Raw genomic sequence first — 21,651 nt, 5'->3', positions numbered from 1 at the left:
GGAGTTGCCGTTGGCCCACGTGGTCCTCAAAAATCTGGTCAAGACCTATGGCAGCTTCAAAGCTGTCAACAATGTTTCGCTGACGGTCAACGACGGCGAATTCGTTGCGCTCGTCGGCCCTTCAGGCTGCGGCAAGACAACCACACTCAATCTCGTGGCGGGGCTCATCCCCATCACCTCTGGCGACATCGTCATCGGCGACCGGGTGGTCAACCATCTCGACCCCAAGGACAGGGACATCGCAATGGTGTTCCAGAACTACGCGCTCTATCCGCAGAAATCGGTCTACAAGAATCTGGCGTTCCCGCTGCAGATGCGCAAGTTGCCAAGGAGCGAGATCGACAAGAAGGTCAGGGAAGCAGCGCGAGTGCTGGACATGACGCAGCTGCTCGAGCGCAAGCCACGCGAACTTTCGGGCGGGCAACAGCAGCGCGTGGCGCTGGGCCGCGCCCTTGTTCGCGATCCGGCGGTATTCCTGATGGATGAGCCACTCTCCAACCTCGACGCAAAGCTGCGCGTGCAGATGCGCTCGGAGATCAAGCGCTTCCACCAGGACCTCAAGGCGACGGTCATCTACGTGACGCACGACCAACTCGAAGCGGTAACGATGGCCGACAGGATGGCGGTGATGAATGGCGGCTTCCTGCAGCAATACGATTCTCCGGCAGAGGTCTTTGCCCATCCGGTGAACATGTTTGTCGCGAGTTTCGTCGGCAGCCCGGCAATGAGCCTTGTTCCGCTGGAGGCATCAACGGCAAGCGGCAATACTGTGCTGACAAGCCCGGAGGGCTGGCGCCTCGAGCTCTCGCCAATCAACGCCCAGAAGGTCGCAAGGGCAACAACCAAGAAGGTTGTGCTCGGCGCACGTCACTCGACGATCAGGCTGCACAAGAGTGCGATGCCTGGAAGCGTCCCCGCCAAGGCCTACACGGTGGAGCCGACCGGGGACGTCACCTTTGTACAGGCGTTTCTGTCTGGAGCCATCGTCAATGTCAGCGTGCCGCCGACCATTGCCGTGGCGCCCGACGAACAGATCTGGCTCGAGTTCGATCAGGAGCGGATGCATCTGTTCGACGGCGAAACGGAAATGGCCCTCAAGGCCGACTGAGACCAAGCGGATGCGTGTAAACCGAGGGCGTGGATGACCACGAAGCTTAAAATCACGGCGATCAAGCCCTATCCGGTATGGGTCGGAACGCGCAACCAGATGCTGGTCAAGGTCGAGACCGACAACGGCATCTTCGGCTGGGGCGAGAGCGGCTTGAGCGGTCGCGAGAAGGCCGTCGCCGGCGCGATCGAGCACTATCGCGAGTTTCTTATCGGCCGCGACCCGATGCAGATTGGTCGGATATGGCAGGAAGTCTATCGCAGCCAATACTTCGAAGGCGGGCGCGTTCTGCAGGCGGCGATTTCCGCCATCGACATTGCCCTTCACGACATCAAGGGCAAGGCGCTGGGGGTGCCGGCCTACGAACTGCTGGGCGGCAAGCAGCGCGACCGGATTCCCACCTTCGCCTCGACCGGCGACGAGGCCGAGGGCGATGTTGCCATCGAACGGGCCCGCGAACTGCGCGCACAAGGGTGGCAGGCGATCCGCTTCTTCCCCGTCGGGCAAAACAGCAAGGACATCTTTGAGCCGCGGGAGTCGATCGCCGCGACCGCAACCATGCTGAACAAGGCGCGCGAAGCGCTGGGCGACGAGGTCGTCCTCGGCATCGACTATCATCATCGGCTGTCGGTGGCAGAGGCTGCGAGCTTCTGTAACAAGCTCGGCCGTGGCGTGCTTGATTTCCTCGAGGAGCCGATACGCGACGAGACACCAGAAGCCTACGAGTCCCTGCGCAGGATGACCGACATCCCGTTCGCCATCGGCGAGGAATTTGCCAGCAAGTGGCAATTCCTGCCCTACATCGAGCGTGGCATCCATCAGTTCAACCGGCTCGATGTTTGCAATGTTGGCGGGCTCACCGAGGCGATGAAGGTCGCCGGCTGGAGCGAGGCACACTATGTGGACCTGATGCCGCACAATCCCCTCGGCCCAGTCTGCACGGCCGCGACCATCCATCTCGCCGCCGCAGTACCGAATTTCGCCTGGCTCGAGACCAGGGCGCCCGAAGCAAAGCTGGGCTTCGACAATTCCGACTTCTTCCCCGTGCAACCAAGGCTCGACGGCCCCGACTATCCGGTCAGCGATCTGCCAGGGCTCGGCGTCGAAGTCAACGAAGAGGCGGTCAAGGCAGAGAGCTTTCGTTTCTGGGAAGCGCCTCACCTGAAGCGCCGCGACGGTTCTGTCACAAACTGGTAGTTTCATCCAACGGGAGCCTGGAATGACACATATGCCCGAGATTACGCGACCGCCCAGAGAGATGATCGACGCATTGAAGGAAATCGGCGCCGCGACGATCTCCGGCACGCTAGGCCACATGGGCTTCCGCAATCCGCACATGGTCGGTCCCGTGCCGCAAAATCACGGCAAGTCGATCGTCGGGCCGGCCTTGACGCTTCAATTCATGCCGCAGCGGCCCGACCTCTTCACCGAGGGAGAATATGCAGATCCGGAGACGCAGTTGCACCGCCATGTGCTTTACCACGTGCAGGAGGGCGATGTGGTCGTGGTCGACGCGCGCGGCGACATGAGCTCGGGCGTCTTCGGCGATATGATGTCGACGTATTTCAAAGGCAGAGGCGGTGCTGGCATCGTGATCGATGGGTGCATGCGCGACCGGCCCAATGTCGAGAAGCTGGATCTGCCTCTATGGCTGCGCGGCTGGACGCCCAACTATCATGTGCAGACCGGCATCTACCCCAACGCCGTCAACGTTCCGATTGCCTGCGGCGGTGTCACGGTAATCCCCGGAGACATCATCGTCGCCGACGATGACGGGGTGGTTGTGCTTCCAGTCGCAATGGCTGCGAGCGTCATCGAGGAATCGCAAAAGCATCACGATTGGGAGGAGTTTTCGCGAATGAAACTCATGGAGGGCGGGTCGTTGCAGCGTTACTATCCGCTGCATGACGATGCCCGCGGAGAGTACGAAGAGTGGCGCAAAACAAATCGCTTGGGAACAACCTAGCCAATGGATCACCCCAGGCGGGCGGCGAACTTTCTCCGGATATCGCCGGCGTCTACACAAAAAGCATGGAACCAAATTTCGCCTGACCGAGCCGCCCAGACGGCGAAAGGACAACCGTTATGTCTGGCGCGCCGCACCCCTGAAGAACGGCCATGCGCGAAGCCAGCCGTTCGGGAGGGTTCGTGCGATTGAAAAAGCCGTCACTCCATGCGCCTACCGCATGAGTATGCGGTTAAGCGGCCCATTCCTATGACCACGTCAAGTGCGTCTGCTTGACCAACTCGGCCCTGCGCTTGGCGGTTTCCAGCCCAAGTTCGATAAACTGACGGGCATGCCTGGCAAGCGCAACGTTGTCGTCCCAGAGATTGCGCCAGATAGCCGTCTTCAATGAAAGGTCCTTGTCGACGATCGTAGTGGAGAAGGATTCAAAGGTTACATAGTCATCCCAACCGATCGCCACGAGAGCGTCGAAGATGGTGGCGAAATCGATATTTCCGGTGCCGAGGTAACCGCGGTGGCTTTCCCCGATATGGACATAGCCGATCTTGTCCGCGGCATGACGGATTGCAAGGCCGACGTCGGCCTCTTCGATGTTCATGTGGAAGGTATCGAGATGCAGAAAGACGTTCGCAGCGCCTGTGTCTGAAATATAGGCCATCCCCTGCGCCGCCGTATTGAGCATATTGCTCTCGAAGCGATTGACGATTTCGAGGTTTAGCGTAACGCCGGCAGCCTTGGCTCGATCTGCCACTCTCGACAGGGTGGCGACGCTCGTATCCCATCCCTTCTTCGTCAGCGCATGTTCCTGCTTGCCGTGGGCCGAGCTCAGTATGCCGGCAAGCTTGGTACCGCCCAGATCGCGCACGAGTGCCACAGCGCGATCGAGAATATCCTCGCCCTTGGCAACAACTGCCGGATCATTACTGGAGATGTCACCCTCCAAGGGCAGCCCCATGCTGATTGCGACATCAAGGCCAAGTAACTCGATGCGAGACGCCAGCCACTTCACGTCCACCTGTTTCGGATCGAGGTACGAAAACTCGATAAGCTTGAACTGAAGTTCGTGGGACCTCGATAGAGCTTTATCGAGCTCATCCTTCGACGAGCCGGCACTCCAGACAAATGAGTGGACACCGATCTTGGACATGGGCAAACCGCTTCCTGAGATTTTCATTGAGGGAAGGCGACCCGCCGTGCACGCGGCAACGGCGGGCCACTCGGGAGGAGACCTTAGCGGGCTGCCGTCCAGCCCTTGTAGTCCTTGAGGTTTTCAGCCGTGATCAACTTCGGGTCGAGAAGCACCGTCGTTTCGGCCGGCTTCTTGCCATTCAGGACATCGACGGCCATCTTCAGCGAGTCGCCGGCCATGACGTAGGGATCCTGTGAAGCGGAGGCCTTGATCATCGAGTTGCCGCTGGCGAGCGACTTTTCGATATCAGGAGCGCCATCGACTGCGGTGATGAAAAACTCGTTCCGGTTCAACTGCTTTGCGGCAAGCTCTGCGCCAATGCCGGTCGGATCGTTGATTGCAAAAACGGCGTCTATCTTGTCGAAGCGCGTCAGCAGTCCCTGCATGATCGCAAGACCACCATCGCGCGATCCCTGGCCGTTCTGGTCGTCAGAGAGGATCTTGATATCAGGGCTCTTCGACAGGACGTTCTTGCAGCCCTGGACGCGATCGAGGATCGAGGACGAGGCCGGGCCGTTAATGATGACAACATTGCCCTTGCCGCTGAGCTTGTCGACGATGTATTGGCAGGCTTCTTCGCCTGCCTTGACGTTGTTCGTCATGACGGTGACGTCTGCACCGGGTGCGGACACGTCAAAGGCGGCGACGATAACGCCGGCGGCCTGAGCCTTCTTGACGGCCGGTGCAATTGCCTTGGCGTCGACAGCGTTGAGCATGATGATGTCAACGCCTGCGGCAATGAAGCTGTCGATCTGCGAAACCTGCTTGTTGAGGTCGTAATCGGCAGAAACGGAGGTCACCTGAACATTCGGATTGATTTCCTTGGCTCGGTCTTCAATGCCCTTGATGGTCGCGACAAAGAATGGATTGCCCAGAAGGCCGACCGAAATGCCGATCTTTTGAAGATCCTTTGCCGCGGCCGGCATTGCAATTGCCGCGGCGAGTGCGGTGGCGGTGAGCAGTTTAGAGATCATGCGCATGCTTTCCTCCTTATGGCGCCTCCTGCGCCTTTGTTATCCGGTAACCCGGTTCCTTCAGCCGCAGCTCAGGTGCGGCTAATCCCTCTCAGCCTGTAGCGGTCGAGTCCGACGGCAACGATGATGACAAGTCCCTTGATGATGTACTGCCAGATGTCGGAAACCCCGACGAGGATGAGACCGTTTGACAGGACAGCGATGATCAAAGCCCCTATCAGCGTGCCCCAGATCGAACCGACGCCGCCGACGAAACTGGTACCGCCGAGAATGACGGCTGCAATCGCGTCGAGCTCATAAGCCTGGCCAAGCTGCAATCCGTTTGCCGCGTACAGGCGGGCTGCCGACATGACACCGCCGAGGCCCGATAGCAGGCCCGACATCGAATAGACGAACAAAAGCACCAGCGGCACTTTGATGCCCGTGAGGCGTGCAGCCTCGACATTGCCGCCAACAGCGTAGATCCAGGTTCCGAGCACCGTCCGCTTGAGGATCACCCAGGACGCCAGGATCGTCACCAATGCGATGATCGCCAGCCATGGCACGCCGAACAGATTGCCATTGCCGATGAAGTCGAAGGGCAGATCGGGATTGAAGACGGTCGTGTCGTTGCCGAGAAGACGGGCAATACCGCGCATTGCCGTTAGCGAACCCAGCGTGACGATGAAGGGCGGGAGTTTCAAAAACGCGATGATAACTCCGTTGATGAGGCCGCATCCCAGCCCGACCGCGATTGCTGCGGGGATTCCAAGCATGCCGACATCCGGCCACAGCGAAACGATGACACCGACCATGGCGGAGGCGGAAAGGATCGATCCGACGGAAAGATCGATGCCGCCCGTCAGAATCACGAACGTCATCCCGGCCGCAAGCACGGTATTGATCGACGCCTGCTGCATGACGATCGACAGATTGTTGACGCTCAGGAAGCGACCGCTGAGAAGATGAAAGCCGACGGCCAAAAGAATGAGGACGGGTAGCATACCAAGGGCGGTCAAGGTCGACCTCAGCCTCATCCTGTCTGTTGCTGTCTGTCCGCTCTGCATTGCGCTCATTTCAGGTTCTCTCTTATGTCGCGCTCATTGTGTCTCGACCGACCGGACCGGTCGAAAGGGCCATGATGGTCTCCTGCTCGATCGGTCGGTCCGGCGATGCGACGACCTCGCCGGCGATGTGTCCCTCGCGCATCACCAACACGCGGTCGGCGATACCAATCACCTCCGGCAGGTCGCTTGAGATCACGATGATGGCGATGCTGCTTTCGGCAAGCTCGTCGATGATCCGATAGATTTCCGACTTCGCACCGACGTCGACGCCGCGCGTCGGCTCATCAAGGATGACGACCCGCGGCCTGGTCTCCAGAAGGCGCGCCAGCAACACCTTCTGCTGGTTGCCGCCCGACAGGGCCCCGACATTGATGGACGTGCTCTTCGTTCGGATCGACAGGGACGAAACGGCGTCATCGGCGCGCTTCTTCGCCTTGCCGAAATCGAGGAACCCGCCTGGTCGCGCATCCCTGGCGATCACACCGACATTGATGTTCTCGTTGATCGTCATGTCGAGGAACAGGCCAAGTGCCTTGCGATCCTCGGTGAGGTAGGCAATCCCGGCATTGAGCGCATCGTGGGGGCCGCGCAGCGAAAGCTCCTGACCGTTCAAGGTCACGACACCGGTTGCCTTGTGGTCCGCACCGAAGACCAGCCGCGCAAGCTCCGTGCGGCCTGAACCGACAAGGCCTGCGATGGCCAGCACCTCGCCGGCACAGGCATTAAAAGAGCAATCGTGCACGCGCCGCCCGTCTCCCACATTCTTGACGGCAAGCACGACCTGGCGATCGTGCGCGGCAGCGCGGTGCTCCTTTTTATAGAACGACGACAGGTCGCGGCCGACCATCATGGAGACGAGCCGCTCGGCCGACAGTTCGCTGCGCTTCAGCGTGCCAACATAGGCACTGTCGCGAAGCACGCTGACGCGGTCTGCAAGCGCGTAGATTTCTTCCATGCGATGGCTGATGTAGATGATCGCAATTCCATGCGCCTTGAGGCTGGCGATCACCTCGAAAAGCTTTTCGGTTTCCCGGCTCGTCAGTGATGTCGTCGGCTCGTCCATGACTATGATGCGCGCGTCCGTGGTCAGAGCGCGGGCAATTTCGACCATTTGACGCTCGCCCAAGGAAAGGGACGACACAAGCTGATTGGGAGAAAAGCCGATGCCGAGGCGCTTCAGAATGGGCTCGGCGCGCTTCCTGATATCCGCGCGGTCGACAAACCCCAGACGTGACGGCTCTTCCCCGAGAAACATGTTCTGGGCGACAGTCAGATTGGGAGCGAGCGACAGTTCTTGATAGATCACCGCAATGCCGTTGGCTCTTGCCTTGATCGGGTCGCCGGTGACCGCCGGCCGGCCGCTGACCAGAATCGTACCGCCGGGATCCGCGAGGTACGCACCGGAGAGTACCTTCATCAGCGTCGACTTGCCGGCGCCGTTCTCACCCATCAGCGCATGAATTTCACCGGGATACACGGTCAAGGAGACTTTCGTCAGTGCGCGCGTATTGCCGAAGGTCTTGCTGATGTTCTGCATTTCGAGAACGGGAGCAATGGCCGGGGACGATGCTACAACTGGGTTCATCGGATCCCCTCGCTCAGCATGGCCGGCTGCGACACGTCACGCCTCAGCTCTATCGCACGTCGCCTCCATTCCCGCCTGTAGTCGCCAAGGCCGGCGATCTCGACGGCACGGATACGCTCACACTCATTTTTGAAGGGCCGGACATTGGACTGGCGAAATACGAGCGCAGCCGCCCCGAAGGCGCTGCCTTCGGGATTTGCACTGGTAAAGACTGTCTGATCCCGCAAGGCCGCAAGCAATGGTGCATAGAGGTCGGCCTTGACCAAGCCGCCATCGATCACAATGTCGTTTTGCGAACGGATAAGATCGAGTGACAGATCCGTCATCAGGATCACGTAGAGCAACGCCACGGCCGCCCGCTCCTCGCCCTCAACGGTTGGTCCGAGGAAATGACCTTCTGAACCCGGAAACGGCCCACCGGCGGCGAAAGACGGCAGGGCGAAGCTTCCCTTGGCGATGACCGCTTCCACCGATTCGATACTGATCGGCTTTGTCCAGCCTTGGCTTGCCACGTCGTATTCGCGACCACCCATGAACCGGATCGTTGCGGCAGGTGCATGGTCTACCGTGACATTGGCGAGCATGTCGCGCTCACGATCGAGGGCATTCAAAGGGCACGCCTGATTGAAGATAATCACCCAGGTGCCAGTCGAGATCAGCGTGAAATCGTCAAAGCCGACGGACCTGTAGTAGAACAGTGCGGAATTGCTGTCATGGACACCATTGTGGACCATAACCTCCACAGTTTCGCCCGCTGCCGTGACGGGGTATGTCCCAAGTGACGAACCTGCCGACACAAGATCAGGCATTTTCGCGCGCCAACCCTCTTGGTCGACGAGGCTGCTGAAGTCATCGGCCAACGGTGCCCAAAGATGGGAATGGCAAGCGAGATAGGACACTTCGGAGGTGGCGCGGCCGGAGAATTTCCATGACCAGAACTGAGGGTAGGCAAGGATCGCATCGGTAGCGTCGAGCGTGCTCGGATCCCTGTCCTGAAGCCACAGAATGTGGCGGCCGTAGTTCAACCCCAGCGGCAGACGGGGTGAGTAGGTTTCCGAAAACGGTGGAATGAGCGGATCGATCCTGGCTGCGACCGATGCCGGAGGCTCCTGTTCGTAATCAAGGATCGGATGGCAAAGTTCGCCTTTTCCGATCAGCGCGAACGTGCAGCCATGCGCGGAAAACGTCACATGGCGAACGCCATGCGCTTCGACGGCCTGGCTGAGCTCGTCCTGCATCCAGGAAAAAAGAGCTTCGTCATCGAGGACACGAATGTCGCCGTGCTCGCGCCATACCGGCTTGGCGCGTCGGTCCGCCACGACATCGCCCTTGCCGTCGATGACGAACAGCTTCGAATTGGTCTTTCCGAGGTCAAAGACCGCAACTGGACAATGCTCTGTCAAATGACGCCTCCGACATCTGCGATGAGGATCGTCACACCGGCATTCTCAAGCATCTTGGCGTTTGCGTCGGACAAACCGTCGTCGGTCACGATCGTTCCGACGCGCGACAGCGTCAAAGCCAGATTACGTGGCTGAATGGAAAACTTTCGGCTGTCCGCCAACAGCACCACTTCATCAGCGCAGGTGCTGAGCTCGCCGATCGCCTTGACGAGCAGCGGGTGTGACTCCAGAAGCCCCTGTGAATCGATGCCTTGCGTGCCAACGAAGAATCGCGAAGCGAAGTAATCGGGCGCACCCGAAGCCGGATCATGAATGATCCCCGGCTCGCGATAGAGTTCGCCGCCTGAAAGGCTGAGATGGCAGCTGCCGTGCTCGCCGAGATAGGCAGCAAGCGGCATCGAATTGGTATAGATGCGCAAGTTGCGGCGAGCCAGAAGCACGCCCAGCTGAAAGCAGGTAGAACCGGCATGAACGATAATGGAGTCACCGTCCCGCACCAGCGAGGCGGCCTTTTGGGCTATCGCGCGCTTGGCCTCGACCGCAATATCGCGATTCTCGTCGTATGGTCGGGCCGCAAGCCGGCCGCCGACTTCGAAAGCCGAGATCCCTCCGTAGACCTTCTTTGCTCGCCCTGTTTCGTGCAACTTGTCGATATCGCGTCTGATGGTCGCCGGGGAAACGCCGAGGCGGACTTGCAGGTCGCGAACCGAAGCGAACGGTGTTTCGCGAAGAAGGTCGGTGATGAGTTTATGCCGGCTGGCATCGTTCACTGTGTTTCCTCCCGGCCGCTCCCTGCCGATGATTAAAGATAATCACAACGAAACCTCATCCGCAAGCCAATTTGACGCAAAAACTTCATCATTGACGATATTCAATCGCTTACATACGATCGGTGAAAAATTCGCTCATTGTTGTGAGTGGAAATCTCAAACGCGGAGGTCTTGATGGCGGTAGGTAACTCGGAGGGCGAGTTCAACCGGTTTCTGGCGCTGTCGAAGCAGATCGGAACCGACATCCTCAAAACTCAGGGGGCAGGCGGGAATACCTCGCTTAAGGATGGCGATACCATGTGGGTCAAAGCATCCGGCACCTGGCTCGCTCAGGCCGGGGATCGCGATATCATGGTGCCTGTCCGTGTCGCGCCGCTCGTCCAAGCCCTTCGCAAAGGCGACCAACGCGCCGAAAAGGCCACCGATTTCGTTATTGCGTCACAGAATACCAGCGGCCTGCGGCCATCCATCGAAACGAGCTTTCACGCGGCCTTGCCCCAGGCAGTCGTCGCGCATTACCACTGCGTCAACTCGATCGCACTCTCGGTTCTGAAAGATCGCGATCGGCTCCTGAAAGCAAGGCTGGACGTGACCGGGTTGAATTGGGTGACGGTTCCCTACAGGCGCCCCGGCACGCCACTTGCCCGCGAGGTCGACTTGGCGGCCACAACGCGTCCCGACGTTTTAGTCCTGTACAATCACGGCATCATCATTACCGGGGCCACCATTGACGAGGTTGCGCGCCGCATCGAGCAGGTCTCCGCTGCACTGGAAATGCCTGAACGGCAAGTTCCCTCCCCGTCCATCGAGACACTCGAGCGGCTGAGCCGGGATAGCAGTTATTCTCCAGCAAACGACATCGAGAGCCATCAGCTAGCACTCTCACAGGAAAGCGTCCGGCTGGCGACAGCCGGTTCGATGTATCCGGATCACGTGATTTTCCTCGGCGTGAAGATAGGCCTCCTGGACGCCGACCAATCCTTGAGCGCTTACCTCGAAAGCTTGGCACTGACAGGAGAAAGCCCGCCGAAAATGATCATCGTGCCTGGCTCCGGCGTACTCTTGTCGAACGAGTTGACGGCTGGCGGCCAGGCGATGGCTCGATGTCTTGCAGAAGTCGTAGCACGCATCCCCGATGGTTCCGATGTCAACTATCTTTCCGAAGCGGACGAATACGAGCTGACAAACTGGGAGGCTGAGCAGTACAGGCAGGCGCTTGACCGCGGAGCCGTGACCTCGTGACAAGCTCGCCCAATCCATTGCCCGCAACCGTCATAGGAATCGACATCGGCACGTCCGGCGTACGCACGGCCGCAATTTCCGACAACGGTGAGGTTGTTGCTCTCGCCAGCACTCCGTTTTTCACCGCTGAGGAAGGCCGCACCCCTTCCATATGGTGGGAAAGAACGTCAACCGCGCTCACGCAACTTGCGGCAAAAACAAGCCTTGCATCCGTCGGAGCAATCGGCATCGACGGAACGTCCGGAACCGTCCTTGCGCTCGATCGCATGGGCGAACCGGTGGGCGCGCCGTTGATGTACAATGACAATTGCCCCGATGGCGATATTGTCGAACAGATATCCCGGCATGCGCCGGCCGACAGCCCAGCGAAAGGAGCGAGCTCGGCTCTTGCGCGAGCAATCTTTCTTGCCCGACAGCCAGGTGTATCCAAGGTCGTTCATCAGGCCGACTGGCTGTTGCTGAAGCTCGGTCTGCACGAAGCAGCAACAGACGAAAACAATGCCTTGAAGACCGGTTACGACCTGCAACGGGAAAAATGGCCGGACTGGATTGAGATGGCCGGCCTCAATCGCGAGCTGCTTCCCAAGGTCTACCGTGCCGGTGCTGCGCTCTCTCGCGTCAAAGGTTTCGCTGCCAAGCTTGGCTTTGCAGAGACTTGCCGCTTTCACGCCGGCACGACCGACGGCTGCGCCTCGTTTCTGGCGACCGGCGCTTCGCAGATCGGCGATGGCGTTACCGCGCTCGGCTCTACGCTCGTCCTCAAGCTCGCTTCCGAACGGCCGATCAACGCACCTCAATATGGTATCTACTCGCACAGGGTACTCGATTTCTGGCTCCCCGGCGGCGCCTCCAACACGGGTGGTGCCGTCATCAAATCACTGTTCGGAGATGACGGCCTCGCCGAGTTGACTGCTCGCCTTGATATCTCGCGACCAACGGGTCTGCACTTCTATCCGTTGCTTAAACGCGGTGAACGCTTCCCCTTCAGCGATCCGGACTATGCCCCTCGCCTGGAGCCTCGCCCGGCGGATGACGCAATTTTCTTCCAGGCGGTGCTTGAAGGAATCTCGGAAATTGAACGGTTGGGATATGACAGGCTGGTTGAGTTTGGTGCCGCGCAGCTGAAATCGGTTCGAACCGTTGGCGGCGGCTCGAAGAACCCGACGTGGACACGCATGCGGCAGGCCGCGCTTGGTATCGCTTTTAAGCCTTCGAAGTCGACGGAGGCTGCAATCGGCACCGCAGCGCTCATTCTTCAATGGCAAAGGAAGAACCAGTGAGCTCTGTTCCCGAGACATCGCTCGCAAACCTGATCAATCAATACGACTACTTTCTGATCGATCAGTTTGGCGTGTTGCGTGATGACGAGGGCGCCTATGAAGGCGCCGCTGCAGCGTTGCAGAGGCTGAAAGAGAATGGCAAGCGGGTGATCGTGCTTTCCAACTCCGGGCGAAGCGGCGACTATAATGCCGAACGTTTCGTTCGCCTCGGCTTCGAGCGTGGCCTGTTTGAGCGGTTCGTGACGTCGGGCGACGTCGCCTTTGATATTCTGTCCCGTTCTGAGGACATTCGGCGCGGGATGCGCGCTTTCACAATCTCCAGCGGCGATGACCAAAACCTCGCGGACCGTCTTGATCTGACGACTGTGTCTCGATCGAATGATGCCGATCTCGTTATCATCTCGGGCAGCGAGGCGGAACGCATAGCGCTCGATGTATACCGGCGCATGCTGGAACCCGCAGCGGCCAACCACGCGCCTTGCATTTGCACAAATCCTGACATTCACAAGCTGGCAGGCGGCAAGAACGCACCCGGCGCGGGAGCAATCGCGAGGATCTATGAGGAACTCGGCGGCAAGGTCCAGTGGATCGGCAAGCCGTATCATCAAATTTACAGCCACGCCATGTCAGTATGGGGCAGTCTCGATCGAGCAAAGGTCGTCTGCATCGGCGACAGTATCGAGCACGATATCAAAGGCGCAGCCAATGTCGGGCTCGCATCGGTACTTGTGCGCACCGGAATACTAGCGAGCAAGTCCGACAAGGAATTATTCGCGCTCATGAAAAGCTGCGAGGCGGTTCCAACCTATCTCATGCACGAATTTGCCCCGGCAAGGGGTGCCATCAGCCAGGCGGCCGCTGACAGCCGCCGCGAATGACGTCAGGTGTTTGACGAAATCGGCCTTACACAGACTGCCGACACAATGCTCCAAATCACCGTGATCTGTGTCGATTTCAAAGATTTCTGGTATTCGAAAGTGTACGGGCAAGGCACTTTCGAGAGCTCTTATTGATGCATGCCGAGGCGAGGCGTGATCGTCAGGCGGCGAGATAGTCGGATCAAAGAAAATATCATCCAGCTATTGCATCCTCAGCGCCATCTCTGCTGCTTTTTCTGCGATCATGATCACCGGGGAGTTCGTATTGCCGGACACGATCGTCGGCATGATCGAGGCATCAACAACGCGCAGCTTCTCAAGCCCATGCACGCGCAACTTCGCATCCACCACCGCCATTGGATCGCTTCCCATCCTGCAGGTACCGACAGGATGAAAGATCGTGGTGGCGATATCACCTGCACGCCGGATCAACTCGTCATCGCTCTGATATTCCCGGCCCGGCAGCATCTCCTGCGGTCGAAAACGGGAGATAGCCGTCGTTTCCATCAAGCTGCGCGCATGGCGAATTGAATTTGCCGCGAGCAGCCTGTCGCCCGTGGTCGAAAGATAATTGGGGCGAATTTCAGGGGCGACCGAGGCATCGCGTGTCGTAATATGCACGGTGCCGCGACTTTCCGGCCGGAGGTTGCAGACGGAGACAGTCACGGCAGGATAACGGTGCAGCGGCTCGCCGAGCCGGTCGGTGCTGAGAGGCTGGACGTGATATTCGAGATCGGCGGTAGCGACGGACGGATCGCTCTTGGCGAAGATCCCGAGCTGGCTTGGCGCCATCGAGAGCGGACCGGAACGGCTGATTGCATATTGCAAGGCCATGCCGGCTCGGGTGAACAGGTTGTGGTAAAGTTGGTTCAGCGTGCGCGCGCCCTCAATCCTGAAGACGGTTCGGATCTGCAGATGGTCCTGGAGGTTTTCGCCGACACCCTGGAGCTCATGATGCACGGGGATGCCGAGGCTCGACAACACATCCGGCCGCCCGACACCCGAAAGCTCCAGAATTTTCGGAGAGTTGATCGAACCCGCAGAGAGAATGACCTCGCGCGACGCGCGGGCGATAGAGGAGCGGCCATTGAGGCGAAAGCGCACGCCGGATACAGCTTTGCCGTCAAATTCCAGCCGCTCGGTTTCCGCGCCTGTGAGCACGCGCAAGTTTACCCGCTTCATCGCCGGGCGCAGGAAGGCTTTCGTCGTGTTCCAGCGCAGGCCACCCTTCTGATTGACCTCGAAATAGCCGGACCCTTCATTGTCCCCGCCGTTGAAATCTTCGGTCTTGCGAACACCGAGTTCCTCGGCCGCATCGCGAAAGGCATCGAGGATCGGCCAGGACAGCCGCTGGCGTTCGACGCGCCACTCGCCCCCTGCTCCGTGCAAGGCCGATTTGCCGCGATAATTGTTCTCCGATTTCAGGAACCAGGGCAGCACGTCATCCCAGCCCCAACCGGCATTGCCTGCCTGCCGCCAGCCGTCGTAATCCGCCGCCTGCCCGCGCATATAGATCATGCCGTTGATCGAGGAGCAGCCGCCGAGCACCTTTCCACGCGGATAGTTGAGCGCCCGGCCATTGAGGCCGGCCTCGGCTGCCGTCTTCATCATCCAGTCGGTGCGCGGATTGCCCATGCAATAGAGGTAACCGATTGGCACATGCACCCAGTGATACCGATCCGAGCCGCCGGCCTCGATCAGCAGCACCCGGTTTCTCGGATCAGCCGAGAGCCGGTTTGCCAGCACGCAGCCGGCCGACCCCGCACCGACGACGATGAAATCGTAAACGCCTTCATCCATCGGCGCTTCATTCAGGGGCGCTTCATTAAGGGGCGCTTGTTTCATGGGCGCTTGTTTCACGGGCGCTTCATTCATGGGCATGGTCACGCTGCAACTCCTGTTGCGAGGCTTTGGGCCTCCGAAAGCCGCCGCCACAGCGGCGTCATCGCCTCGTTAATATCCGTGTAAAGCCTGTAACGGGTGGCGTAGTGGGCCGATAGCACAGCATTGGGCTGATAGTGCCGATCGGTCCGCACCATGGCGGTGGCGCCCTCGGTGAAATCGGCAAACAGCCCGACACCCGTGCCGGCCGCAATCGCAGCCCCGAGCGCCCCTGTCTCCCGCGACACGGCAACAGTGACGGGAACACCCAATACATCCGCAAATATCTGCGGCCAGAGCCTGCTGCGCGAGCCACCGCCAGAGAGCACCGCCTCCTCGAAGTGCGCACCCGCCTTGCGGATGGTCTCGATATGCTGGCGATGACCGAAGGCGACACCTTCGAGAAGTGCCCGGATCAGGTGCCCCTTGGTGTGCCAGCCAGCCATGCCATAAAAACCGGCCCGCGCATGGCCGTTCTGCTGGGCGCCATAGAGAAAGGGGTGATAGAGCGGATCATCCGCAGCCGGCGCGACCGCAGCCGCGAGCGCGCAAGCCGCATCGAAGGGCGAGACGCCTTCTGGATGCTCGTCCTCGAAGAATTCCCGAACCAGCCATTCAAGATTGGCGGCCGACGTGGCGCTGTTTTCCATCGCCATGTAGCGGCTGCGGTCGAAGGTGGAGGACATGAAAACCGGGCCATCAAGGTCGGGACCATCGATGATCACCTGATTGATGCTCCAGGTGCCGGCGATGATCGAGGCGCTGCCGGTGCGCGACACGCCCGAGCCGAGCGCCGAGGCGACGACATCGAACAGCCCGCCGACGACCGGTGTGCCGGCCGCAAGTCCGGTCTCAGTCGCTACCTCTTGCGTCACATGACCGGCGATATCGGCGCTTTCGATCAGCGGCGGCAGCATATGCATGCTCTCGGCAAGGCCGTAAGCGGCCATCAGCGCCTTGTCGTAGCGACGGGCGGCGAGATCGAGCAAGCCGGCGCCGGACATATCGGAAACCTCGCTGACGCGGCTGCCGGTCAGCCGGTTGACGACGAAATCCTTGGAAAAGAAAACCGTACCAATGCGCTGGAAGAGGTCGGGACGATGGCGTTTCAGCCAGGCAAGCAGCGTCGGCGTCTGGGATGGCCAGGGGCGCTGGCGGGCGATCGGTGCGGTGCGGTCGCCGACCCCTTCAGCCGCCCATTCCTCGACAAGTCCCGTTGCACGCGTGTCGAGGGACTGGATTGCGATCAGCGGCTGGCCATCGCGATCAAGGGCATAGAGGCCGTTGCCATGGCCGGCGCAGCCGATGGCGGCAATATCGGAGGCAGCAATGTTTGCCTTGTCGAGGCACGTGCGGATCACCCGTTTGGCATTGGCCCAGAGTTCGCCGAGATCCCGCTCGACATGGCCGGGGCACGGCATGCGGCTATGGCCCTCCTCCCCGGCATGCGCCAGCTCCCTGCCTTCGAGATCGAAGATCACCGCCTTGATGACGGTGTTTCCGGCATCGAGCCCCAACAGATATTTTGCCATTGCGAACCCCTCCCAAGGTTCTGTCAGTCTTGCGTGGTTTTAGCCGAAAGCCCAGCGGCGATCCCAATTCTCCCCATCCGGGAGAAGGCGGCCCGAAGGGCCGGATGAAGGGCTCGCTGCATGCTCAGGATTGGCCGCAGCACGCCCTCATCGCCTTGCTTGCCCTCGGCACTTCTCGCGCTGAGATCAAGGGAACCACAAGACCTCACCCCCGCTGATAAACTGCAAACGCCTCTTCGCCGCTTGCATCCTCGTGGATGATCGCCATCAGACCGCGCACGACGGCGCTTGGATTGGCGTGCTGATAGATGTTGCGCCCGTAGACCATGCCCATCGCACCCTGCCGCATCAAGGCCGCGGACTTCGCGAAGACCGCGGACAGATCCTCCTTGCCGCCGCCGCGGACCAGAACCGGGCAACGCGCCGCCTCGATGACGCGATGAAAATCCTCCGGGTTGGTCGTGGGATCGGCCTTGACGATATCGGCGCCCATTTCGCGGGCAAGCCGCGTCAGCGTCACGATCTTGTCGGCATCGCCATCGACCATGTAACCGCCGCGCTCCGTCACAGGCTGCATCACCAGCGGCTCGATCATCAGCGGCATGCCGTATTTCTCGCAATCGGCACGCACGCGCGAAATATTCTGGACGCACTGGCGGAAGAGATCGGGCTCGTCCGGCAGCATGAACAGATTGACGACGACGCAGGCCGCATCCATCTGCAGCGCGCCGATCAGCGGCTCGGCCTCATTTTGCAACACGGCCCACATATCGCGGTGGCGGATGCGGTTGTAGGGGTTGCCCATGTCGAGACGCATGACGAGCGCTGGCTTGTCCTTGCCGGGCAGGTCCTGCAGCAGGTCGGCCTGGCCGTAATTCATCTGGATCGCGTCGGGCCTGGCGTCCACCAGCGCCTTTACGACGGCCGGCACGTTCGCCAGCCCGTCAAGGAAGGACGGCTCGTTGCAGACGCCATGATCGATCGCCACATCCAGGCAACGACCGTTGCCGAACAGCCGGTTCATCCGGACCTTGCTGACGTCTCGCATTGTTCACTCCTTTGTTCGTTCCTTGCGGAAAGGGTTTGCTCCGAAACACCGTGACGGTCGTTCAGGAGGGTCAGAAAACGGGTTCGCTCCTCGGCAGCGCGCTGCGGCGGCCAGCCTTTTTCGGCGGCGAGAATGGCGAGGGCGGCATCGGTCATCTCGAGCGAAAGTTCGCCGGTGATGGCGAGCGTCGTGCGGCGCAAAAGAAGATCGTCCAGATGCTCCACCGCTTCCGAGCGGATGAGATGGATGAGCTCGCGGGCGCTGTAGCCGGTATGCGGCAGGGCGTGATCGGGAGGCAGGGCATGATCCGCCGCGACGAGGAAGCGGGCGATTTCGGCAGCGTCGGTACCATAGCGCGTGAAGAGGGTGGCGATGCGATCCTCCTTAAGGCCGGTCGCGCCGGAAAGCTGCCGAAGCCAGTCGCTGCGATCCTTGGGAAAGCTGCGCCCGCCGCCGAAGGTGCGATCGGCGGTATCGATGCGGCGCTGGCGGCCGAGCCGGTCGAGCGCCATGTCGGCGGCGAGTTCGCCGAAGGACCGGAAGGTGGTCCACTTGCCGCCGATCATGCAGAGCACCGGCGGGTTAAGTTCGCCGCCCTCGACGACCGTGCAGAAATGATCGCGCGGGATGCGGCCAGTGAAGCTGTCGTTGCTGGCCGGTAGCGGCCGAACGCCCGCGAACTGGAAGACGATCTCTTCCGGGCGGATGACGATGCCCGGCAGCACAAAGGCCAGCGATTGCAGGATGTAATCGCGCTCGTCATCCTCGCAGCGCACCGTGCCGGGATCATCGACGCGGATATCGGTGGAGCCGACCAGCACCTTGCCGAGATAGGGAAAGAGGATGCAGATGCGACCATCCTCGTTCTCGTAATAGATCATGTGGCCATCGAGCAGGTCGCGCAGGCCCGGATGATCGATGATCAAGTGCGAGCCCTTTGTGCCGCCCATCAACGGCGCGGGACGGGCATCCTCGGGGAAGAGCGAGCCATTGGCGATGTCGATCCAGCCGCCGGTGGCGTTGACGATCAGCGCTGGCCTGATCGGCAGCGATTGTCCTGAGATCGCATCGTGCAGTAGAAAGTGGCCGGCGGGGGCCTGTTCGAGCGTCGCATAGTTGAGGGCCTGCGCGTTCGGACCAGCCGAAAATCCGTCGCGCAGAAGCTCGATGCCGATGCGTTCCGGGTGGCTTACCCAGGCATCGTAATAGGTCGCGGCGCTGCGGATTGCCGGGTTGAGCGCCGGCCATTTGGCAAGCGTGCCGCGGCGGCCGCGAAACTGGTGTTTCGGCATCAAGGCCCGTTTGCGGGTCAGGAAATCATAGATGGCAAGGCCCGTCTTGATGGCGATGGCACCGCGGCGGCTCGGGCGGCGGGTGAGGCCGAGAAACCGCACGATGCCGTTGCCGAGGCCGGAGAAAATGTCGAAGATAGGTACTGTGGTCGGCAGCGGTGCGACGTAATGCGGCGCGTTGCGCAGCAGCCGGTCGCGCTCGACCAGCGATTCCCGCACGAGGTCGAACTCGCCGTTTTCGAGATAACGCAGGCCGCCATGCACCATGCGCGACAGCGCGGCACTCGCGCCGGAGCAATAGTCGCCCTTCTCGACCAGCAGCACGTTCACGCCCTGCAGCGCCAGCTCGCGGAAGACGCTGAGCCCATTGATGCCGCCGCCGAGGACGCACACATCCACCTTCGGGCTTTTGCGAAACCCGTTCCATGTCTCTTCACGGTTCATGTTGAGAGCCTGTTATCCGTCCATGTGGGCCAGTTTCGCCGCCAGCGCCGCGTCGATGGCCTTGAGATCGTCAGCCGAAAGCCGGAGCGTGCCGGCCCTTGCATTGTCGAGTGCCTGTGCCGGGTTGCGCGCACCACAGAGGGCAAAGGTCACGCCCGGCTGCGCCAGCGTCCAGGCAATCACCACCTGGGCGACGCTCGCGCCATGCAGCTCGGCGACGGGTCGGATCGCCTCCGAGAAATCCTTCGCCTTCTGCCGGTTGGCGACGGAAAAGCGCGGATTGTCCTTGCGCTGGTCGTCACCCGAGAAAACGCGATCCGGTCCGATGGTACCGGAGAGCAGGCCGAGTGCCAGCGAGGAATAGCTGAGCGTCGACACGCCGTTTTGAACAGTGAGCGGCAGCAGGTCCGCCTCGATCCCGCGATCGATCATGCTGAACCGCTCTTGGATCGCATCGAGTGATCCGGTTTGAATGTATTGCCGAAGCTCAGAGCGATCGACATTGCTGGCGCCGATGGCACGGATCTTGCCGGCCGCCTTCAACTCTTCAAGCGCCCGCACCGTCTCCTCGATCGGTGTCGTTACGTCCTGCCAGTGAGTGATGTAGAGGTCGATATAATCCGTGCCGAGCCGGCGCAGGCTTTGCTCGACCTCATGGATGATCGAGTCGCGCCCGAGATAGCGGTGAACCGGCTTGCCATCCTGATCGAAGAAATGCTTGCCGTTCTGCGTATGCCAGACAAGGCCACATTTGGTGGCGATGACGGCCTTGTCGCGGCGGCCGGCGATGGCCTTGCCGACGATCTCCTCCGAGCGGCCGAGGCCGTAAGCCGGCGCCGTGTCGATGAGGGTCACGCCGGCATCAAGCGAGGCCTGGATGGCGGCGATGGATTGCGCCTCGTCGGTGCCGCCCCACATCCAGCCGCCGATCGCCCAGGTGCCCAGCCCTACGGCCGAGGCCCTGACGCCGGAGCGCCCAATCTCGCGGATCAACTGCTCGCCGCTCATGCCGAAAACCCTTCCCCGGATGCTATTTCAAGGATACGCGCCCCGGTCGCCTCGTCGGTGACGAGCGTATCGAGATGGTTGCCGCGTAGCACGCTCAGGATGGAGCTGGCCTTGTTGAGGCCGCTTGCCACGCCAATCTTGGTCGGGATCGCCGCGAATTCCTCAAGCGTCAGCGAAACCAGTGCGCGGTTGAGACTGTAGTCGCAGACCCGGCCTTCGCCATCGAGCAGATGGGCGAGCAGTTCGGCCCTTGCCCCGGAATGTTCGATGGCCTTGCGGTCCTCGCTGGAAGAAGGGTGCAGGTCGTAATAGGTCGAATCCGAGCTCAGGATCGAGCCGATGCCGACGACGGCGACCTTGGCTTCCCGCGCCCGCTGGAAGACATCGGCGACGGCGCGCATGTTGATCAGCATGCCCCGCTGCTCGGCATCATCGGCAAAGAGCGGCGCGTGGATCTGGTAGGAGCGTCCGCCGAGCCGATCCGCCATCAGGGTAGCGACGTGGTTGACGTCGGTATAGTGCTTGCCCTGCACGCAGCCGGTCGCGGGGATCACCTCGACATCGAAGCGACGAGCGGGCTGCAGGCCGGCGACGACGGCGCCGACACCCTTGCCCCCGGTGATGCAGATGGTATCGCCATCGGCGATCTCCTCGATCAGCAGGCGGGCCGCCGCCTCGCCCACAGCCTGCAGCGCCGTCTGCGGATTGTCGGATACGGTCGGCACCACTACGGCACGGCTGATGCCGCCGAGCGCCAGTAAGCGTTCTTCCATATCCACCAGCGGCTCGACCGGCGATTTGATCTTGATCTCGACGAGGCCGAGCTGGCGGCCGCGCTTGATCAGCCGGTTGACGGTGGCATGCGAGATGCCGAGCTGGTCGGCGATCTGTGCCTGCGTCAGGCCTTCGAGAAAATGCAGCACGAGCGCCTGGTGCATCTGGCGCGCAATGACGATTTCCTCGCGCGGCGCTGTCGTCTTTTGTTTCAGTTTGGCGATTGGCATA

19 protein-coding genes are annotated in these 21,651 nt (G+C 60.8%); 7 read left to right on the top strand and 12 right to left on the bottom strand.

Annotation, left to right across the window (positions count from 1 at the left end; genetic code table 11):
* Window positions 1-10: 10 nt before the first annotated feature.
* Genes AC1DPR_RS08835 through AC1DPR_RS08825 form a run of 3 tightly spaced genes read left to right on the top strand, consistent with a single transcriptional unit; the run spans window position 11 to window position 3,074 of the window.
* Window positions 11-1,108 (top strand): ABC transporter ATP-binding protein, encoded by a 1,098-nt coding sequence (locus AC1DPR_RS08835; protein WP_477816139.1) that lies wholly within the window; start codon window positions 11-13, stop codon window positions 1,106-1,108.
* A 33-nt stretch (window positions 1,109-1,141) separates the two neighbouring features.
* On the top strand, window positions 1,142-2,305 hold the full coding sequence (locus AC1DPR_RS08830) for a mandelate racemase/muconate lactonizing enzyme family protein (RefSeq protein ID WP_477816138.1): 1,164 nt from the start codon (window positions 1,142-1,144) through the stop codon (window positions 2,303-2,305).
* A gap of 22 nt (window positions 2,306-2,327) precedes the next feature.
* Window positions 2,328-3,074 carry a ribonuclease activity regulator RraA gene (locus AC1DPR_RS08825; RefSeq protein ID WP_025660642.1) on the top strand — a complete coding sequence of 249 codons (747 nt, stop codon included), beginning with the start codon at window positions 2,328-2,330 and terminating at the stop codon, window positions 3,072-3,074.
* Between the two features lie 247 nt (window positions 3,075-3,321).
* Here AC1DPR_RS08825 and AC1DPR_RS08820 read toward each other — a convergent pair whose 3' ends face one another.
* From AC1DPR_RS08820 to AC1DPR_RS08795, 6 genes are all read right to left on the bottom strand, one after another.
* Complete coding sequence (locus AC1DPR_RS08820; RefSeq protein ID WP_477816137.1) at window positions 3,322-4,221, bottom strand: sugar phosphate isomerase/epimerase family protein; 900 nt, start codon at window positions 4,219-4,221, stop codon at window positions 3,322-3,324.
* A gap of 83 nt (window positions 4,222-4,304) precedes the next feature.
* Window positions 4,305-5,243: an ABC transporter substrate-binding protein gene (locus AC1DPR_RS08815; protein WP_018856007.1), complete on the bottom strand. Its 939-nt coding sequence runs from the start codon at window positions 5,241-5,243 to the stop codon at window positions 4,305-4,307.
* Between the two features lie 65 nt (window positions 5,244-5,308).
* The gene (locus tag AC1DPR_RS08810) at window positions 5,309-6,283 is read right to left on the bottom strand and encodes an ABC transporter permease subunit (RefSeq protein ID WP_477816229.1); all 975 of its coding nucleotides are present in this window, start codon (window positions 6,281-6,283) and stop codon (window positions 5,309-5,311) included.
* A gap of 22 nt (window positions 6,284-6,305) precedes the next feature.
* The gene (locus tag AC1DPR_RS08805) at window positions 6,306-7,868 is read right to left on the bottom strand and encodes a sugar ABC transporter ATP-binding protein (protein WP_477816136.1); all 1,563 of its coding nucleotides are present in this window, start codon (window positions 7,866-7,868) and stop codon (window positions 6,306-6,308) included.
* The gene (locus tag AC1DPR_RS08800; protein ID WP_477816135.1) at window positions 7,865-9,271 is read right to left on the bottom strand and encodes an FGGY-family carbohydrate kinase; all 1,407 of its coding nucleotides are present in this window, start codon (window positions 9,269-9,271) and stop codon (window positions 7,865-7,867) included. The genes AC1DPR_RS08805 and AC1DPR_RS08800 overlap by 4 nt, the downstream gene beginning before the upstream one ends.
* Window positions 9,268-10,041: a DeoR/GlpR family DNA-binding transcription regulator gene (locus AC1DPR_RS08795; protein WP_018856003.1), complete on the bottom strand. Its 774-nt coding sequence runs from the start codon at window positions 10,039-10,041 to the stop codon at window positions 9,268-9,270. The genes AC1DPR_RS08800 and AC1DPR_RS08795 overlap by 4 nt, the downstream gene beginning before the upstream one ends.
* Window positions 10,042-10,215: 174 nt before the next feature.
* Here AC1DPR_RS08795 and AC1DPR_RS08790 point away from each other — a divergent pair, with 174 nt between their 5' ends.
* The 3 genes from AC1DPR_RS08790 to AC1DPR_RS08780 are packed head-to-tail and all read left to right on the top strand — an operon-like array spanning window position 10,216 to window position 13,441.
* Window positions 10,216-11,283 carry a class II aldolase/adducin family protein gene (locus tag AC1DPR_RS08790; RefSeq protein WP_477816134.1) on the top strand — a complete coding sequence of 356 codons (1,068 nt, stop codon included), beginning with the start codon at window positions 10,216-10,218 and terminating at the stop codon, window positions 11,281-11,283.
* Window positions 11,280-12,563 carry an FGGY-family carbohydrate kinase gene (locus tag AC1DPR_RS08785; RefSeq protein ID WP_477816133.1) on the top strand — a complete coding sequence of 428 codons (1,284 nt, stop codon included), beginning with the start codon at window positions 11,280-11,282 and terminating at the stop codon, window positions 12,561-12,563. The genes AC1DPR_RS08790 and AC1DPR_RS08785 overlap by 4 nt, the downstream gene beginning before the upstream one ends.
* Window positions 12,560-13,441, top strand: a complete 882-nt coding sequence (locus AC1DPR_RS08780; protein ID WP_477816132.1) for a TIGR01459 family HAD-type hydrolase — start codon at window positions 12,560-12,562, stop codon at window positions 13,439-13,441. The genes AC1DPR_RS08785 and AC1DPR_RS08780 overlap by 4 nt, the downstream gene beginning before the upstream one ends.
* A 201-nt stretch (window positions 13,442-13,642) precedes the next feature.
* On the opposite strand, the gene AC1DPR_RS08775 is transcribed toward AC1DPR_RS08780, so the two are convergent.
* Window positions 13,643-15,286, bottom strand: a complete 1,644-nt coding sequence (locus AC1DPR_RS08775) for a GMC family oxidoreductase (protein WP_477816131.1) — start codon at window positions 15,284-15,286, stop codon at window positions 13,643-13,645.
* Between AC1DPR_RS08775 and AC1DPR_RS08770 the strand changes: the two genes are divergently transcribed.
* Complete coding sequence (locus tag AC1DPR_RS08770) at window positions 15,240-15,398, top strand: pentapeptide repeat-containing protein (RefSeq protein WP_477816228.1); 159 nt, start codon at window positions 15,240-15,242, stop codon at window positions 15,396-15,398. The genes AC1DPR_RS08775 and AC1DPR_RS08770 overlap by 47 nt on opposite strands.
* Here the strand turns inward: AC1DPR_RS08770 and AC1DPR_RS08765 are convergent.
* The 5 genes from AC1DPR_RS08765 to AC1DPR_RS08745 all read right to left on the bottom strand — a co-directional run bounded on the left by AC1DPR_RS08765 (window position 15,325) and on the right by AC1DPR_RS08745 (window position 21,650).
* The gene (locus AC1DPR_RS08765; RefSeq protein WP_477816130.1) at window positions 15,325-16,854 is read right to left on the bottom strand and encodes an FGGY-family carbohydrate kinase; all 1,530 of its coding nucleotides are present in this window, start codon (window positions 16,852-16,854) and stop codon (window positions 15,325-15,327) included. The two genes, AC1DPR_RS08770 and AC1DPR_RS08765, sit on opposite strands and share 74 nt — an antisense overlap.
* Window positions 16,855-17,059: 205 nt before the next feature.
* A complete protein-coding gene (locus tag AC1DPR_RS08760) occupies window positions 17,060-17,902 on the bottom strand; it encodes a class I fructose-bisphosphate aldolase (RefSeq protein ID WP_477816129.1) in 843 nt (280 codons plus the stop codon).
* Window positions 17,875-19,638: a glycerol-3-phosphate dehydrogenase/oxidase gene (locus AC1DPR_RS08755; RefSeq protein ID WP_477816128.1), complete on the bottom strand. Its 1,764-nt coding sequence runs from the start codon at window positions 19,636-19,638 to the stop codon at window positions 17,875-17,877. The genes AC1DPR_RS08760 and AC1DPR_RS08755 overlap by 28 nt, the downstream gene beginning before the upstream one ends.
* A 12-nt stretch (window positions 19,639-19,650) precedes the next feature.
* Window positions 19,651-20,646 (bottom strand): aldo/keto reductase, encoded by a 996-nt coding sequence (locus AC1DPR_RS08750; RefSeq protein ID WP_477816127.1) that lies wholly within the window; start codon window positions 20,644-20,646, stop codon window positions 19,651-19,653.
* A complete protein-coding gene (locus AC1DPR_RS08745; protein ID WP_477816126.1) occupies window positions 20,643-21,650 on the bottom strand; it encodes a sugar-binding transcriptional regulator in 1,008 nt (335 codons plus the stop codon). Before AC1DPR_RS08745 ends, AC1DPR_RS08750 begins: the two co-directional genes overlap by 4 nt.
* Between the last annotated feature and the right edge of the window lies 1 nt (window position 21,651).

The sequence above is a fragment of the Rhizobium sp. 01T417 genome (assembly GCF_056398905.1).
The sequence above is the reverse complement of the archived record's forward strand: the minus strand, read 5'-3'. Positions and strand labels throughout refer to the sequence as shown.